The 16742-nt window shown below is 44.6% G+C and carries 16 protein-coding genes; 3 read left to right on the plus strand and 13 right to left on the minus strand.

Translation table 11 applies throughout. The annotated features are described in order from the left end of the window. The 7 genes from PLH26_RS11855 to PLH26_RS11885 all read right to left on the minus strand — a co-directional run. Nucleotides 1-844 (minus strand): MFS transporter (locus tag PLH26_RS11855; protein ID WP_324586234.1); only part of this gene is annotated, 844 nt, incomplete at its 3' end. Between the two features lie 23 nt (nucleotides 845-867). Further along, on the minus strand, nucleotides 868-1650 hold the full coding sequence (locus PLH26_RS11860) for an L-fucose dehydrogenase (RefSeq protein ID WP_324586235.1): 783 nt from the start codon (nucleotides 1648-1650) through the stop codon (nucleotides 868-870). 78 nt (nucleotides 1651-1728) lie between these two features. Beyond that, nucleotides 1729-2553, minus strand: coding sequence for an amidohydrolase family protein (locus PLH26_RS11865; protein ID WP_324586236.1), 825 nt, complete (start codon nucleotides 2551-2553; stop codon nucleotides 1729-1731). 64 nt (nucleotides 2554-2617) lie between these two features. Continuing rightward, complete coding sequence (locus PLH26_RS11870) at nucleotides 2618-2788, minus strand: four helix bundle protein (protein ID WP_324586237.1); 171 nt, start codon at nucleotides 2786-2788, stop codon at nucleotides 2618-2620. 94 nt (nucleotides 2789-2882) lie between these two features. Continuing rightward, on the minus strand, nucleotides 2883-3554 hold the full coding sequence (locus PLH26_RS11875; protein WP_324586238.1) for an SGNH/GDSL hydrolase family protein: 672 nt from the start codon (nucleotides 3552-3554) through the stop codon (nucleotides 2883-2885). Nucleotides 3555-3576: 22 nt separating this feature from the next. Then, complete coding sequence (locus PLH26_RS11880; protein WP_324586239.1) at nucleotides 3577-3909, minus strand: L-rhamnose mutarotase; 333 nt, start codon at nucleotides 3907-3909, stop codon at nucleotides 3577-3579. Nucleotides 3910-3936: 27 nt separating this feature from the next. Next, nucleotides 3937-4797: a fumarylacetoacetate hydrolase family protein gene (locus PLH26_RS11885; protein WP_324586240.1), complete on the minus strand. Its 861-nt coding sequence runs from the start codon at nucleotides 4795-4797 to the stop codon at nucleotides 3937-3939. A gap of 136 nt (nucleotides 4798-4933) precedes the next feature. Between PLH26_RS11885 and PLH26_RS11890 the strand changes: the two genes are divergently transcribed. Genes PLH26_RS11890 through PLH26_RS11900 form a run of 3 tightly spaced genes read left to right on the plus strand, consistent with a single transcriptional unit; the run spans nucleotide 4934 to nucleotide 9500 of the window. Continuing rightward, a complete protein-coding gene (locus tag PLH26_RS11890; protein WP_324586241.1) occupies nucleotides 4934-6370 on the plus strand; it encodes a cobalamin-dependent protein in 1437 nt (478 codons plus the stop codon). Continuing rightward, nucleotides 6354-7535 carry a PDDEXK nuclease domain-containing protein gene (locus PLH26_RS11895; RefSeq protein ID WP_324586242.1) on the plus strand — a complete coding sequence of 394 codons (1182 nt, stop codon included), beginning with the start codon at nucleotides 6354-6356 and terminating at the stop codon, nucleotides 7533-7535. Before PLH26_RS11890 ends, PLH26_RS11895 begins: the two co-directional genes overlap by 17 nt. A gap of 9 nt (nucleotides 7536-7544) precedes the next feature. Beyond that, nucleotides 7545-9500, plus strand: coding sequence for a methylmalonyl-CoA mutase family protein (locus PLH26_RS11900; protein ID WP_324586243.1), 1956 nt, complete (start codon nucleotides 7545-7547; stop codon nucleotides 9498-9500). An 86-nt stretch (nucleotides 9501-9586) separates the two neighbouring features. On the opposite strand, the gene PLH26_RS11905 is transcribed toward PLH26_RS11900, so the two are convergent. The 6 genes from PLH26_RS11905 to PLH26_RS11930 form a co-directional block, all read right to left on the minus strand. Continuing rightward, nucleotides 9587-10405, minus strand: coding sequence for an SDR family oxidoreductase (locus PLH26_RS11905; RefSeq protein WP_324586244.1), 819 nt, complete (start codon nucleotides 10403-10405; stop codon nucleotides 9587-9589). An 83-nt stretch (nucleotides 10406-10488) separates the two neighbouring features. Then, the gene (locus PLH26_RS11910) at nucleotides 10489-10887 is read right to left on the minus strand and encodes an MGMT family protein (RefSeq protein ID WP_324586245.1); all 399 of its coding nucleotides are present in this window, start codon (nucleotides 10885-10887) and stop codon (nucleotides 10489-10491) included. Between the two features lie 68 nt (nucleotides 10888-10955). After that, nucleotides 10956-11660, minus strand: coding sequence for a tRNA (guanosine(46)-N7)-methyltransferase TrmB (trmB, locus tag PLH26_RS11915; RefSeq protein WP_324586246.1), 705 nt, complete (start codon nucleotides 11658-11660; stop codon nucleotides 10956-10958). Between the two features lie 136 nt (nucleotides 11661-11796). Continuing rightward, a complete protein-coding gene (locus PLH26_RS11920) occupies nucleotides 11797-13812 on the minus strand; it encodes an alpha-ketoacid dehydrogenase subunit alpha/beta (RefSeq protein WP_324586247.1) in 2016 nt (671 codons plus the stop codon). A 134-nt stretch (nucleotides 13813-13946) separates the two neighbouring features. Continuing rightward, a complete protein-coding gene (locus PLH26_RS11925) occupies nucleotides 13947-14285 on the minus strand; it encodes a phage holin family protein (RefSeq protein WP_324586248.1) in 339 nt (112 codons plus the stop codon). A gap of 378 nt (nucleotides 14286-14663) precedes the next feature. Beyond that, nucleotides 14664-16742, minus strand: a 2079-nt coding sequence (locus PLH26_RS11930) for a PspC domain-containing protein (protein WP_324586249.1), incomplete at its 5' end; no start/stop codon positions are given.

Raw genomic sequence — 16742 nt, forward strand, 5'->3', positions numbered from 1 at the left:
GTAAGCTGATAGAAAGCAGATAAGCTGCTTTTGAATTGTCAATTTCATTTTTTGCCTCGGTACAATAATTTATAAAAAGCGCGGCTATGCCTACCTGCGCAGCCACATAAAAAAACTGTGCTATTACGCCATACACAAAATGCGGGTGCTGAAATAAGGGCTTTTCATCCTGCAGTTTATTGGAAACGATCTCGCTTTCTTTGATCTCCGGCAAATAAGTCCTCCAAAACAATACGGCGATAAACAATACAACTATGGCGATAATCACATATACCAATTTTACGGAATCGAGATTGCCGCTGTCTTTTCCGGATGCTTCGTTAAAAAACACGTTCGCTGCGATGATAGGCCCTATAAAAGAACCCACACCATTGAAGCATTGCGATAAATTGAGGCGAAACTCCGATGTTTCGGGCCGGCCCAGTACGGTTACATAGGGATTTGCAGCAGTTTCGAGGCAGGTTAAACCGGAAGCCAGTATAAAAAGCGCCAATAAAAAAAAATCAAAGCTGGCCATCTGTGCCGAAGGGAAAAAAAGAAATGCCCCCGTGGCATACAATAGCAAGCCCAGAATGATGCCCTTCTTATACCCATACTTATTCATAAAAATACCGGCTGGCAGGGCAACAAGAAAATATGCGCCAAAGTAAGCAGCCTGTAACAAAGTTGACCTTGCCTTGGTAACATTCATTGCATCCTGAAAATGCTTATTAAGCACATCCAGCAGCCCGTAGGCCAATCCCCATAAAAAGAACAGGCTCGTCACCAAAATAAGGGGGAACAGGTAACTCTTATCGCTCCGCGGGGCTGCTGCAACGGGAGCAGCGGTTGAAGTTAAGGCCATGCAATCTTGAATTAAGTATTGATTTATTGTAAGGATCTGTCCAAATGCGTATAACCGCCATCAACATAAATGATCTGTCCTGTGGTATGGCTCGACCTGTTGCTCAGCAGGAATACGGTCATGTCTGCAATTTCTTCCGAGGTGGTCATTCTTTTTTCCAAAGGGATCTTGGATACGATCTGCGACAGCTTTTCCTCCGGGTTGGGTAGCGTTTTTATCCAGTTTTCATACAAGGGCGTCCAAACTTCTGCGGGCATCACAGTATTTACTCTTATGGAATAAGGCAGCAGTTCAACCGCCCATTCCCTGGTGAGCGCATTAACAGCTCCTTTGGAAGCGGCATAGCCCGAAGTATTGCCCTGACCTGTAACCGATACTTTAGATCCGATGTTTACAATATTCCCTTTCGTTTTTTTGAGGTGGGGCAATGCAAAATGTGCCAGGTTATAATAGTGACTGAGGTTTTTTTGAAGAGACAGGAAGAATTTTTCGGGTGACCCTTTTTCAAGTCCCACACCGTCGTTGATACCGGCATTATTGACCAGTCCATCTATTTGCCCATATTTTTCAACAGCAAAATCAATTACATCTCTGCAAACATCCGGGGCACCGAGCTCTGCAGTAACATAGCTGGCTTTGCCGCCGGCTTTTATTATTTCATCAACAATAGCCTGGTTATCGGTTTTATTTCTTCCTGCAATAACTACTATACCCCCTTCTGCCGCAATAGTTTTGCTTATGGCGGCGCCAATACCTTTGGCGCCCCCCGTAACGACGAAAACTTTATTGCCAAGGTTCAGGTTCATTATGATTTATTTAAAGTAAAAAATGATTTTCAGCATCAGAGAAATGAATGCCGGGTTCATAGCCTTATCCGAGCAGGATCAGAGGTTGTAAAATTGTATGGCATTCAGTCCAAACACCTTCTCCCGTTCTTCTTCCTCGTAGTTTTCCATATATTTCTCCAGCAAACTTTTCCATTGCACATACATACCCGATACCAGGATAACCGGCCAATCGCTGCCATAGATGAGCCTGCCGGTACCAAATGCTTCAAATGCCACATCAAGATAAGGATAAAAATCTCCTGCGCTCCATTCTTTCCAGACGGCTTCGGTAAATAACCCCGATAATTTGCAATACATATTAGGGTGCCGGGCAATTTCCTTCATCCACCTGGCCCAATTGTCAATGGCTTTGTGCCTGATATCGGGCTTGGCACAGTGATCAATAATGAGTTTCTGATCGGGGAACTGCGATACAAACTCCAGTGCAGGCTCCAACTGGTGGTGATAGATCAATACATCATACGTATAATCAAATTGCTTTAACGCTTTAACTCCCCGCTGAAAGTCTTTTTGCAGCAAAAAATCATTGGGCTCACCCTGTACAATATGCCGGTATCCTTTTATAGCTGTATACTCCGAAAAATGCTGCAACCTTTCTTCCACGTTATCGGCCCGCAGATCTATCCACCCTACTACTCCTTTTATAAAAGAATGCGTTTTGGCCAGTTCGCACAAAAAGCGGGTTTCTACTTCCGACTGGTCGGCCTGCACGGCTATGCACCCTTCCACATCATTCCGTCTCAGGGTAGACTCTAATGTTTGGGGAACATAATCTTTTTGCAGCAGCTTCATATCATCCATCCATGCATCGCGTTCCCTGTTGTATTTCCAAAAATGTACGTGTGCGTCTATGCAGGTCATAAAGTAGTAAGTGATTAGTGGTAAGTGGTAAGTGGTAAGCTACAACAAGCCTGACCAAATTATTTTACTCAATTTTATTTTGTATAGATTTAGTTAGCCCAACAATAATCCTGGTCACTTCCTCACAAAAGAATAGCAAGTTATCCTTTTGTGGCACTTCAATATAATTTAATCGCTCTGCCAGATCCTGCGCCTTTTGCCAGGCTATCAGGTCTTCAAATTTAACAACTTTCATAACAGGTATTTTTAGGTTAACATTACACTGGAAAATACATGCTGCCACCACAATATCCACTACTCTCTTACTTCTTACTACTTACCACTTACCACTATTTGATATACCCCCAAAACTGTTCTGCCAAAAACCTGTTGCCTTCATCATTCATGTGCACGCCATCGGTAGTAAGAATACCCGAACTTTTATTTTCCGGATTGTGTTTATTGATATAGTCAATAATATTTTTATGCAGGTCTATCAGCTCAACATTTTTGCTTTTAGCGATGTTGCGCACGATCTCCGAATATTTGTTCAGGTCGCCATCCAGTTCATTAACAAAGCCTTTTTTTTCACCTACCACCGTGGGTGTGCAAATCACTACTTTGGCGCCTGCCGCCTGTATTTTTTCAATGATCCGGTTGTAAAATTTTTCAAACTTGTCAGGGTCTGTCCCGGTTCCAAAGCTTCTTTTATGCCATACATCATTTATGCCTACGTATATAAACACAAGGTCGGGCTTTTTAGACAGCACATCTTCCTCCAGCCTTAAATAAAGATCATACACTTTGTTGCCTCCGATGCCCGCGCCGATAAGATCAAAAGCCTTATCCCTGCCTTCTTTGGCCAGCCTTTGCTGCAACAGGGTAATATAGCCGTTGGGCGCCACGCCGGCCTGGGTAATGGAATCACCAAAAAAAATGATTTTCTTTTTTTGCATAACGGTAAAGGCGGATAAAAGAACAAAAGCGGCAATAAACGTGAAGTATGCAATGAAACGTTTCATATAGTTGCTTTATAAATGGATGCTATTGCAGTTCAAATATCTTTTCCATGATCACCCACTTTTCGCCGGGTTTTGCCCAGGGCAGCGCCCGCTGAAAAGTCCACATAAAATTTTCCCATTCCTGTACCCTCGGGTTCCCTGCATCGGATGCGCTTTTTCGCTCAAAAGAAAAATCATCATTCACTTCCATGATCATGAACAGCCTGTTCCCGGTAAGGTAAATATCCATGCCCGTAATGCCATCGGACTTTATTCTTTCGCGGATGTCGGGCCATATGTCCTGGTGGATCTTTTTATATTCAGCTACAACCACAGGATCGTCTTTGAGATCCAGGGCCAGGCAATATCGTTTCATGGTTTTTGATTTAGCACTTCATCAAAATTATTTTTCCAGGCTTACCAGCGTTTGTTTTGCCTGTCCCAATCCGTCAATGCCCAGCTCCACCACATCACCGGCCTTCAGATAAACGGGTTCCGGCTTTTGCCCCAATCCCACGCCGGCCGGCGTACCCGTAGTAATAATATCGCCGGGCAGCAGGGTCATAAATTGGCTGAGGTAAGCGATCAGATAAGGTATTTTGAAGATCAGGTTTTTACTGTTGCCGTCCTGCATGGTTTTACCGTTAACGGTAAGCCATAACCGGAGATTATTGACGTCTTTGATTTCATCGGGTGTTGCCAGCCAGGGCCCGATGGGAGCAAATGTATCGCAACTTTTTCCTTTCACCCATTGACCGCTTCTTTCCAACTGAAAGGCTCTTTCACTGTAATCATTATGGAGCATATATCCCGCCACATGATCCATTGCGTCTTTTTCTTCTACGTAAGAAGCTTTTTTACCGATCACAACGGCCAGCTCTACTTCCCAATCGGTTTTGACACTGTTGCGCGGGATAACCACATCATCATCAGGACCCGAAATGGCAGAAGTTGCTTTAAAAAATATAATAGGTTCCAGAGGCAATTGCATATTGCTTTCTGCTGCATGATCAGAATAATTGAGCCCTATGCAAATGAGTTTGGACGGACGTTTCAGCGGAGGTCCCAATCTTTCATTGTTGTGTACAACAGGGCAGGATCCCTGATTTCCTTTCAACCATTCTGTAAGGCGGCTTATGCCTTTTGCGTTGAAAAAATCTTCCGTATAATCTTCTCCAAAGGCAGAAACATCAATGCGTTTCCCATTTTCCATTTCTATTCCGGGCTTTTCTTCTCCGGCCTTTCCGAATCGAATCAATTTCATATAAATATTTAGTTTTTGTGTGGACTAAACTACTCCCATTTTTAATGTGAGCCAAACCATTTTTTTGTGTAAACGGTTGAAAAGCTAACGGGCATTAGGATTTGAATTAATTTTAGGCCTTTGTAATATTGGCAATATGAATGATCTATCCAACAATAAAATTCGTATAGTAACGGCGGCAAGCCTGTTCGACGGTCATGATGCGGCCATAAATATTATGCGTCGCATACTCCAGAGCAAAGGCGCTGAGGTTATTCACCTCGGTCACGACCGGTCGGCCTACGAAATTGTGGAATGTGCCATTGAAGAAGACGTACATGGCATTGCCCTTACCAGTTACCAGGGTGGTCATATGGAGTTCTTTAAATACATCAAAGACCTGCTTGATGAAAGCGGTTGCGGTCATATTAAAATTTTTGGCGGCGGTGGCGGCACGATCCTGCCCCAGGAAGCCGAACGATTGCATCAGTACGGCATTACGAGGATATATAGCCCTGATGACGGCCGAAAAATGGGGCTGGAAGGCATGATAGAGGATCTGATCCGGCATTGCAGCTTTTCTCCTACATCAATACCTGAATACCGGGCTGATGCACTGCCTTTAGGCGAGAAGAAAGATATCAGGAAAGTTGCGAGGGCTATTACCCTTGCGGAAAAAGGGGAAAGCTACTCAACTGTTTTAGAAGAGATGAAGCATTCGGAGCGGGCTGATATCCCGGTTATTGGCATCACGGGAACGGGCGGTGCAGGAAAATCATCTGTAACCGATGAAATTGTACGCCGTTACCTGGGTGCTTTTACCGATAAAACCATTGCGGTTGTTTCGGTTGACCCGAGTAAGAAAAAAACAGGCGGCGCATTGCTTGGCGACAGGATAAGAATGAATTCCATTTCGGGCCCCCGTGTTTATATGCGTTCACTGGCTACCCGTGAAGACAATACGGCTATAAGTAAGGTAGCAAAAGATGCGATAGCGATCTGCAAAGCGGCGGGGTACGACTGCATTATTCTTGAAACAGCGGGCGTAGGCCAAAGTGACACGAGCATTGTAGATTATTGCGATGTGAGCGTGTATATAATGACCCCTGAATACGGCGCAGCTTCCCAGTTGGAAAAGATCAATATGCTGGATTACGCGGACCTTATTGTCATCAACAAATTTGATAAAGCAGGGGCAGAAGATGCACTGAATGATGTAAGGAAACAATACAAACGCAATCACCTGTTGTTTACGGCCCCTGATGATGAATTGCCGGTAACAGGTATATGTGCCAATACATTCAACGACAAAAGAGTGAACCATTTCTTTGGTTTACTGCTTCAAAAAATAAAAGAAAAAACAGGGGTAGCATGGGATGCGGCTTTACCAAACGGCTTCCATGCAGAAGGCGGAAGGCAGGAGGTAACGGTTATGCCGCCGGGGCGGGTTCGTTACCTGAGCGAGGTCAGCGACAGCGTGCGTGCCTATAATGCTCATGTAAATGAGCAAAGCTATATTGCATCGCAACTGTACCAGTTAAATGGCGCAATTCAAATACTAAAAACACCAACGGAAAATGAAAAACACCACTAAACAATACCGGGAATGGCTGGTAGAATTAAAAAGAGATATCCAGAACTCAAAATTGCAGGCAGTTTTGCAGGTGAACCAACATATGCTATTGTTGTATTGGTACCTGGGTAAACAAATAACACAGAAAGTTGATGTTGAAGGATGGGGCGCAAAAATAATTCCACAACTGGCCAAAGATTTACAGAAACAGTTCCCGGACCTGCAGGGATTTTCGGCAAGAAGCCTGAAATATATGCGGCAGTTTGCCAATGCATATCCTGATTTACTAATTGGGCAGCAGCCTGCTGCCCAATTACAATCAGGGGAAAAAACCAATTCAAACAGAGGCACTAAAGTCTTGCAACGGTATAAAAAGCCAATTGGGCAGCAGGCTGCTGCCCAATTTAACAACAAGCAATGGTTCCTTTCAAATCCCCTGCTGGTAAGTATTCCATGGGGACATCACATGTTTTTGCTGGATAAAATTTTTGACGGGGAAGCACGCTTATGGTATATACAAAAAACCATTGAGCATAACTGGAGTAGAGCAGTACTACAGTACCAGGTACAGACAGATCTGTTTCAACGGCAGAAAAAAAATAAAAAACATTCCAACTTTCATCTTACACTACCCAAACCTCAAAGCGACCTCGCAAATCAGGTATTGAAAGACCCGTATATATTTAATTTTTTAGACTTTGGTGAAAAGATAACAGAACATGAACTGGAAAAACAACTCATCAATCATATACAGGAATTTCTAATTGAGCTGGGGGCAGGATTTGCCTTCGTGGGACGCCAGATAAAATTTAAAATTGGAAGAAAGGATCATTTCATTGACCTGCTGTTTTACCATTTGATATTACGCAGTTATGTAGTGCTCGAATTAAAAATGGAAGGATTTGAACTTGCGCATACCGGTCAGATGAACGGCTACCTGAATTTTATCAATGAACATTTGAAACAGGCAACTGATAATCCTTCCATAGGCATAATATTATGCGGCTCAAAAGACGAGGTAGAAGTAGATTTTGCTTTAAGTAATATCAATCATCCCATTGGCGTAAGCGATTATCGCTTTATCAAATCGCTGCCCCGCCAGCTACGGGGAAAATTGCCGGATGCAAAAGCTTTGCAAAATGAGATAAAAAAATTTTTAGGCAAAAACAGGCGCTCCAAAAAATAACAACAACGCATGCAATCCATACTACAAAAACAATACAGGGAGCTCGAAAAAAAATTAAGCCCCGAAGTAAAAGCGCTCATGGAGAAATGGAAAGAGCTGAAAGATAAATACGAGGCAGATTTTTTTGAATATACCGTACGCGGCAAAGTAATAAAGCAGGAAGCCAATACCCTGTCTTTAAGCGGGACAAAAATCCCAAAAGTTGTGCTGCCTGGTTATAAGGACTGGGGAGATATATTGCGATGGCAAATGCAGGAAAATGTGCCGGGAGCTTTTCCTTATACCGCAGGGGTGTTTGAGTTAAAACGGCAGGGAGAAGATCCTACACGGATGTTTGCAGGCGAAGGCGGACCGGAACGCACCAACAAACGCTTTCATTATGTTTCTGCCGATCAGCCGGCAAAACGGCTTTCCACAGCTTTTGACAGTGTTACCTTGTATGGCCGGGACCCTGCATACCGTCCGGATATTTACGGTAAGATCGGGAATGCCGGCGTTAGTATTGCAACGGTGGATGATGCTAAAAAATTATACAGCGGGTTTGACCTGTGCGATCCTTCCACTTCTGTAAGCATGACCATTAACGGCCCTGCCCCGGTAATACTTGCTTTTTTTATGAATGCAGCTATTGATCAGCAATGCGAAAAATGGATAGGAGAGAACAAATTGTGGTATGAAGTAGAAAAGATACGCAAAAAGAAATATGAGCACCAGCCTCCACCTGTGTATTACAATCCTTCTTCTCCCGAAGGGCTCCCGGATGGCAATAATGGATTGGGATTACAATTGTTGGGTTTGAGCGGTGATGAAGTACTGCCACGTGAGGTATACGAAAAAATAAGGGCCGAATCATTGCAACAGGTACGGGGTACGGTGCAGGCAGATATATTAAAGGAAGACCAGGCACAAAATACCTGTATCTTTTCTACAGAATTTGCACTAAAGCTAATGGGTGATGTTCAGTCCTTTTTTATTGAGAATAAAGTACGCAATTTTTACAGTGTAAGCATCAGCGGATACCATATCGCAGAAGCAGGAGCCAATCCCGTTACCCAACTGGCATTTACCCTCGCCAACGGCTTTACGTATGTAGAGTACTACCTGAGCCGCGGCATGCATATTGACGATTTCGCTCCTAACCTTTCCTTTTTCTTCAGCAATGGCATGGATCCGGAATACAGTGTTATAGGCAGGGTAGCGAGAAGGATATGGGCCAAAGGCATTAAATATGTTTACCACGGCAATGAACGCTCACAAAAATTAAAATACCATATTCAAACCAGCGGCCGCAGCCTTCATGCGCAGGAAATTGATTTTAATGATATACGTACAACATTGCAGGCTTTATACGCTATTTACGACAACTGCAACTCATTACATACAAACGCTTATGATGAAGCCATTACCACACCCACTGAAGAAAGCGTGCGGAGAGCTATGGCCATCCAGCTCATCATTAACCGCGAACTGGGCTCGGCAAAAACGGAAAACTTCATACAGGGAAGCTTTGCTGTTGAAGTATTGACCGACCTGGTGGAAGAAGCCGTACTGGCGGAATTTGACCGTATTTCCAACAGGGGCGGTGTGCTGGGCGCCATGGAAAGAATGTATCAGCGCAATAAGATACAGGAAGAAAGCCTGCATTACGAAAGTCTCAAGCATTCGGGGCAGCTTCCTGTTGTGGGCGTAAATACTTTTTTAAATAAAAAAGGTAGTCCCACCCTGGTGCCGGGTGAAGTGATCCGCAGCACTACGGAAGAGAGAGAACAGCAGATAGAAAATACAAAAGCATTTCAAAAAAGAAATGAAGCGAAATGTGCCGAAAAACTGGATGCACTCAAAACAGCCGCAGGCCACAACGAGAACCTGTTTGAAACACTGATGGATACGGTTAAGTATTGCAGTCTCGGGCAAATTACCCATGCTCTTTTCGAAGTAGGCGGCCAATACCGGAGAAATATGTGATCATTGGCTCCTGCTATTTTTCTGCTGAAAAACGGATTAATGAAAATAGGTGCAGCCCTGTGCCAATTGCTGCTGCTAAAGTCTTCTTACAGGAATAAATCGGCATACAATTCGGCCCCGGGCACAACGCTGTATTTTTCAAGATCCGTTTTGCCTTCACTCGTCAATATATCTTCATCAATAAAAAAATTGCCCGTACAGGTTTTCGCGGGGCGGGATAAAATATAATAAGCTGCATCGGCGATTATTTCAGGCATACGGCTCATTTTTATTAATGCATCACCACCAAGTAGGTTTTGCACCGCTGCGGTGGCAATGGTGGTCCGGGGCCAAAGTGCGTTAACGCCAATCCCGTCTTTTTTTAATTCTTCAGCCAGTCCCATGGCAATCATGCTCATATTGTATTTACTGAGCGTATAAGCCAGGTGGTTGCCAAACCATTTGGGCTGCATGTTGAGCGGAGGTGACAAATTGAGGATATGCGGATTATTGCCTTTTCGCAAATGCGGTATGCAGGTCTTGCTTACAAAAAAAGTACCCCTTACATTAATGTCGTGCATAAGGTCGAAACGTTTGGGGTCTGTTTTTTCCGTGGGGGTAAGCGAGATGGCCGAAGCGTTGTTAATAAGAACATCTATGCCGCCGAATACCTCAATGGCTTTGCTTACGGCATTGTTTATTTGCTCTTCAAAACGGATATCGCACTGAACGGGCAGCGCCTGCCCGCCGGCTTCCACTATCTCTTTTGCGGCGGAAAAGATCGTTCCGCCAAGCCTGGGATTTTCTTCTACCGATTTTGCGGCGATGACCACCTGAGCCCCCTCTTTGGCCAGCCGTACGGCTATTGCTTTGCCAATGCCCCTGCTGCCGCCTGTGATAAAAATTGTTTTTCCGCTGAATGACATATCCTTATTTTTAAGTGTAAGCTAAAAAATGTAAAGCCCAAAGCTAAAAATACGAAATACGAAATGAATACATGGAGCATTCGTTATTCAGCTTCCGGCTCTTTAACCGGATCCCAGAATACTTTTTCAAAATTCACAATTGTATCATCCTTAACTTTTATGCCTTCGCTTTTTAAAAGATCGGCCATCAGGGTTGGTGTGGCAAAATGATGTTTGCCGCTGAGCATGCCATTGCGGTTCACCACGCGATGCGCAGGCACAGGCGGATAAGCGGTGCCTGCAGCATTCATGGCCCAGCCTACCATGCGGGCAGACAATTTTGTGCCCAGGTATTCGGCAATGGCCCCGTATGAAGTGGCACGCCCTTTGGGGATCAGCCGCACCACATCGTATACAGATTCAAAAAAGGAATCTTTTCTCTTTTCTTTTGCCGGGATACTTTTGGCACGCTTTGAGTGGAGAGGTTTTGATATGCGTTTCATGCGGTGACCAAATTTACTACTTAAAGTCAAGCAGTTAAACAACCGGGAATATAATAAAATTGCTTCTTTCAATCAGTTGCAGACTTTTGCAACAGTTGTTTTAGCTGCTCATCCTTTTCCGGCGGAAGATGTGCCGGTAAACGAAATTTCAGGTAATGGACGGTATTGCTGCCTGCAATATCCAGGCTTTCGTAGTAGGTTTTAATTTTTAGTTCATCAGAAATATCCTGCTGCGCATATACATTATCATAATCTTCCAGTACCGGCAGTTCATACATGCCGGTTACCAATCTGCTAAACCGGTACAGGTCGGGTGAGTCTGTTTTTAAATGAATTGTACCGCCGGACACAAGCACCTGCTGGTACAAACGTAAGAACCGGGGATGTGTAAGTCTTTTCTTTGCCTTTGAAAGTCTGAGCTGCGGATCGGGAAAAGTGATCCATATTTCATGCACCTCGCCGGGAGCAAAGTAATCGGTGATCTTTTCAATTTGCGTACGTAAAAATGCCGCGTTTTTTATCCCTTCTTCCAGGCATTTCCTGGCGCCGGCCCATATCCGGTTGCCTTTCAGGTCAACGCCTATAAAATTCCGGTGGGGATGTTGTTTTGCCAACGCTACCGTATATTCTCCTTTGCCACAGGCAAGCTCTAATGTAATACCATTGCTGTTTCCAAAAAACTCGCTCCATTTACGCTGCATACCCTGCGGGTACTGAAGCACATTGGGAAAGGTTTTGATGGCTTCAAACCGTATTAATTTTTTATGACCCATAAGAGCAAAGATAAGAGGGAAAAGGGGGAAGGGGGAAGGGTGGAGGGTGAATAGTGAATAGTGAGTGGTGAGTGGTGAATTGTGAGAGGTGAAAAGTGAGAGGTGAGAGGTGAAAAAAGCTCAAAGCTCACAGCTATCAATAATGAAGTAATTTCTGAACATATTCGTGTATGCGCGATTTGGCAAGAAAATGCTTTTCCAGTTCTATATTAAAAGGCACAGGTGTATCCAAAGAAGCGCAGCGTAAAACAGGGGCATCCAACTGAGCAAAGCAATGTTCCTGTATCCAGGCGCTGACCTCTGCCCCTATGCCACCAATTAAAGTATCTTCATGCAATATCAATACCCTGCCCGTGCGCAGCACAGACTCGCTGATGGCATCGTAATCTAAAGGCAACAGCGTCCGCAGATCAAGAATATCGAATGATGTATCCGTATGCCGGGCGGCATATTCCAGCGCCCAGTGCACACCAGCCCCGTAAGTAATAATGGAAAGGTCTTCTCCTTCTTCCACCCGCCTTGCTTTGCCAATGGGTATTTCATAATTTTCTTCTGGCACAGGCCCGCTTATGCTGCGGTATAAGGCTTTATGTTCAAAAAACATCACGGGATTAAGATCGTTTACTGCCGCGATCAATAATCCCTTTGCGTCCATAGCGGTAGAAGGATAAACTACTTTTAAGCCGGGTGTATGCACAAACCATGCTTCATTGCTTTGTGAGTGAAAAGGACCGGCGCCCACACCTGCTCCAGTGGGCATACGGATCACCACATCGGCGTTTTGACCCCAGCGATAATGTATTTTGGCCAAATTATTGATGATCTGGTTAAAACCTGTTGTTACAAAATCGGCGAACTGCATTTCCACGACGCTTTTGTATCCTTCTATGCTCAACCCTAATGCGGCACCTATAACGCCACTTTCGCATAAGGGAGTATTGCGCACCCTTTCTTTGCCGAATTTATTCAGCAGGCCTTCCGTTATTTTAAAAACACCTCCGTATTCCGCAATATCCTGTCCCATCAAAACCAGGTTATCGTGGGTGATCATACTTTGATAAATACCCTCAGATATAGCATCCACGAATCTTTTTTCCCGGATGGTAAACCGGGCATGTTCAAGCGCAGCCTCATTATCAATAATGGCTGTAGTGAGTCCTCCGAATGCTATCCGCTCTGCATACACGTCACTTAGCTCTTCTTCCGTTGAAGGAGCGACAACAGCATTTACGGATCCTTTTTCGATTTCAGCATCAATGTGTTTTTTAAGGTCGGTTTTTATGCTTTCAATATCGGTCGTGGTCAAAATGTTTTGTTGCAGCAGCCATTGTTCAAATGTCTTAACCGGGTCTTTTTTCTCCCAAACAGATAATAATGTCTCAGGTACATATTTTATTCCGCTTGCTTCCTCATGGCCGCGCATTCGGAAGGTCATGCATTCTACCAGGTAAGGCTTCCGGCGTTCGATGCAGTATTCTCTTACACCTTTTATTGTATCGTATACCGTAAGGATGTTGTTGCCGTCTATCTGAACGCCTTCCATCCCATAGCCCTTCGCTTTATCAACAATGCTTTCGCATCGGAACTGTTCCTGCACAGGCGTGCTTAAACCATAACCGTTGTTCTCTACCAAAAAAATAACAGGGAGATCCCATACGGCTGCAATGTTCAGGGCTTCATGAAAATCGCCCTCACTTGTAGCACCCTCTCCGCAAAAAGCAAGGGCAACTTTGTTCTCCTTTTTTAGTTTATGTGCCAGCGCTACTCCGTCGGCTACGGACATCTGTGCGCCAAGGTGAGAGATCATTCCGCAGATATAATGTTCCCTGCTCCCGAAATGAAAGCTTCTTTCCCTTCCGTTGCTATACCCGCTTTTAGCACCCTGCCATTGCATAAAAAGTTTGTTGAGCGGCATATTGCGGGTAGTAAATACGCCCAGGTTACGGTGCAGTGGCATGATCCATTCATCGTTTTCAAGAGCCAGGGTGGCGCCAACGGCAATGGCTTCCTGCCCTATACCGCTGAACCATTTGCTGATCCTTCCCTGCCGCAGCAGCACCAGCATTTTTTCCTCGGTCATCCGGGGGAGCAATAAGGATCTGTAAAACTGTTCTAATTGGATCGCAGTAAAGTTCTTTTGGACAAAATGCATATACAAACCTATTGGTTTTTGAAAATATGCCGGTTTATTAGAATGGTTATTTTTCTTTTTGATGACTTTACGTTTGAGGGTAAACGTAATTTGCATGGCCATTATGATATTACCAGCGCAGGTATTTTACTGCTTTACTCGCTTTTACTGCTTAAAAGCAGGGATGAAACAATGGAAAGCAGCAAACCAAACAGCAACGCCCACCAAAACCCGTCGATGGTAATGCCATCCACAACTTTAGAAGCCAGCAGCACCATCAGGGCGTTGATCACCAATAAAAAAAGCCCCAGGGTTATAATGGTAAGCGGTATGGTAAGGATGATCAGCAGGGGGCGGATAATAAGGTTAACGATGGCCAGTACCAGCGCAAAAACCAGGGCGGTCCAGTAGGAATCTATATGGATGCCTTTCAGCAGATAAGCCAGTCCGTAGGCTACCGCTGCAGTTACTAACAAACGGATAATGAAGGTCATGGTTGTAATTTTAGCAAAATGTACAAAAATACTCCTGTTACAGCTAATGACCAAAGCGAAGTATGAAGTATGTCAACCCCTATCTTTCATTGCTGCTCTACTGCGCTGCAAAGTCGGAGACTGCAGCAGCACTATGTTCTTCCCCGTTTTAAAACGGGGAAGAACATAAAGATCCGAAGTTAGAAACCTCGGATAGCGTTTAACTTCGGATAGCGTTTATAGCGTTTCTACTGTCTCTCCATTTCATCAACCGGCAAATACTTACCACCTGCCGCTTGCTGCTCACCAACAACAAACTGCCCCGCAATGTTACCTGCAGGGCAGTGTTTGTTCCAACTTCAACCTGTCTATTGAAACGATCTTTCCAGGATGCATTTGTTAACGGCCGGAGAGAAAAAGAAAGGGAGTATAGAGATCTTCTCCCGGGCGTGCTTTAACCACTTTTTCTTCATGCCTGTTATCTGCAGAAGCAGAAGCTTTTCGTTGCGGAACCGGTACCGGGGGCTCTGCCGGAGCCTTCGGCGGAGCAGGCTTTTTGCCTTCCTCAATGAGGATGGAATCGCCCTGCCTTTTGTAGCGGTAAACACCTTTGCCATTGTCCATTTCACCTTCAGCCTCTATTTCTATGCCACTGTCATCCGCTTTCAGCCTGAACTTACCGCTTTTTAAATTCCCTTTGTCTTCATTATTCTTTTCTGTTCTTTCCAGCCCTTCCGGGGTCATTGTATACGACACGTTATTTCTCCAGGAATAAGAATTATCCCATCTTTCATCCCAGTCAATATTCCACCCCCTTCTGCGGTTTATGTTAATATCAAACCAATCGTACCAGTCCACACTCTTGTCAATCATTATTTTTCTACCTACCGGGATCTCTATTACCAGCAACACCTGCTGGTTGCGGAATTTATTTTGTTTGGATACCGGAAAACCTTTGGCCAGCGCTATTACGCTGTCGTTCTGCGATACTGCGAAGTTTATATTAGCCGCGTTATTTTCTGCTATCGCCGGCGTATTTCCCCTGGCGAATTTTACCCTTTGGATATGATAACTGCTGTCCGGGCTTTTCACGAGCTTTAACCTTACTGTATTCAGTAACATACTGTCTTCGTTCATCGAAAGAAAAGGAAAATCTCCGTCAAACCAGTCACTGCTGTAATACTTCACCTTTCCTTCAGCTACTTTTACGATCATGTTCCCGGTTGATGGCTGGGTGATGGCCACATCTTCATTTATGCTGGTACGGGTCCTGAAATTGCGGGCAACCATACCAACCAATATAAACAGGCTTACCAGTCCAACTATCCAAAGGCTCCCGAATGCATAGCCCAGGTATGGATTCCCTGATTTCACCCGCATAATGCGCCTGATGATCCATACCACAAAGGCAATGATAGGTACACCTATGAACATGGTTACCACGCTCCAGGCAAAAAAGTTCTGCCAGAACCCTGCTAATAAAAAATTTTTAAGAGGAAATATGCCCACACCGCTGTATAAAAGCGCTATTAAAACAATAAGCAGCACAAAAGCGATCATACCGGCGATAAATAAAAAGAAAGCCTTGAACAATACGCCTATGGCATTACCGATACCGGTGCCTGCTTTTTTGGCAAAGGGACCAACTTCCGATGCAAATGCCTGCGTTCTCTGCTGAATGGTTGCACCCATCTCCTGTCCAACATCTTTTGCTTTTTCCTTAAATGCAGCTCCCATCTTTTCGCCCCGGCCTTTTACATTCTGCAGCTCTTCCTGTACGGTGTTCTTTATACTTTCCAGATCAATTTTTTCACCACGCATTTCTAATTTTTCCGTTGCCGTTACGGCACGGGGCAAAACGATCCATAAAATAATATAGGTAATGAAGAAGGTACCGCCCAGTCCGCTGAATGCTACCCACGGGCCTTTCCAGTGCCACCAGAAACCACTGAACAGGTTGGGAAGCAGGCTCAGTAAGAACGGGAGCAGAAATATCAGTCTCGGGATCCAGGTATCAATATTAAAGTATGCGCTTAATCCACCGGCTACGCCACCGATCATTTTGTTGTCGGGATCGCGGTAAAGCCGTTTACGTACATTGGTTTGCAAAGGCTTTGCGGGGAGTATGATCCATAAAATAATATACAATAAAAAGCCGAAACCGAACCCGCCAAAAGCAATGAGCGCAAAAATAATACGTACTACGGCGGGATCAATTCTCAGGTAATTGGCTACCCCGGCGCATACACCGCCCAGTACTTTGTCGTTCTCCGCGCGGTAAAGCCTGTGTGGGGCGGGGGCAGGTTCAGGTTTGGATGACTGTGCATTACTGCCTGCACCTGCGTTTCCCGTTGATGCCGAACTGTACGAAACCTCTTCCTGCTCAAAATCTTCAGGCCTGCCCATACCTGCCATTACCACGCTCACATCTTCATCGGTAATACAAACCGAACCCTTCTTTAGTTTTTCATCAAACAA

This window comes from Agriterribacter sp., from assembly GCF_035444585.1.
Lineage (GTDB): Bacteria > Bacteroidota > Bacteroidia > Chitinophagales > Chitinophagaceae > Agriterribacter.

Coding starts and splice junctions, on each gene's coding strand:
- PLH26_RS11905 (WP_324586244.1), bottom strand. CDS start 10,405: ATGTCATTCAGCGGAAAAACAATTTTTATCACAGGCGGCAGCAGGGGC.
- PLH26_RS11860 (WP_324586235.1), bottom strand. CDS start 1,650: ATGAACCTGAACCTTGGCAATAAAGTTTTCGTCGTTACGGGGGGCGCC.
- PLH26_RS11895 (WP_324586242.1), top strand. CDS start 6,354: ATGAAAAACACCACTAAACAATACCGGGAATGGCTGGTAGAATTAAAA.
- PLH26_RS11925 (WP_324586248.1), bottom strand. CDS start 14,285: ATGACCTTCATTATCCGTTTGTTAGTAACTGCAGCGGTAGCCTACGGA.
- PLH26_RS11870 (WP_324586237.1), bottom strand. CDS start 2,788: ATGAAAGTTGTTAAATTTGAAGACCTGATAGCCTGGCAAAAGGCGCAG.
- PLH26_RS11890 (WP_324586241.1), top strand. CDS start 4,934: ATGAATGATCTATCCAACAATAAAATTCGTATAGTAACGGCGGCAAGC.
- PLH26_RS11875 (WP_324586238.1), bottom strand. CDS start 3,554: ATGAAACGTTTCATTGCATACTTCACGTTTATTGCCGCTTTTGTTCTT.
- PLH26_RS11900 (WP_324586243.1), top strand. CDS start 7,545: ATGCAATCCATACTACAAAAACAATACAGGGAGCTCGAAAAAAAATTA.
- trmB (WP_324586246.1), bottom strand. CDS start 11,660: ATGGGTCATAAAAAATTAATACGGTTTGAAGCCATCAAAACCTTTCCC.
- PLH26_RS11880 (WP_324586239.1), bottom strand. CDS start 3,909: ATGAAACGATATTGCCTGGCCCTGGATCTCAAAGACGATCCTGTGGTT.
- PLH26_RS11920 (WP_324586247.1), bottom strand. CDS start 13,812: ATGCATTTTGTCCAAAAGAACTTTACTGCGATCCAATTAGAACAGTTT.
- PLH26_RS11910 (WP_324586245.1), bottom strand. CDS start 10,887: ATGAAACGCATATCAAAACCTCTCCACTCAAAGCGTGCCAAAAGTATC.
- PLH26_RS11865 (WP_324586236.1), bottom strand. CDS start 2,553: ATGACCTGCATAGACGCACACGTACATTTTTGGAAATACAACAGGGAA.
- PLH26_RS11885 (WP_324586240.1), bottom strand. CDS start 4,797: ATGAAATTGATTCGATTCGGAAAGGCCGGAGAAGAAAAGCCCGGAATA.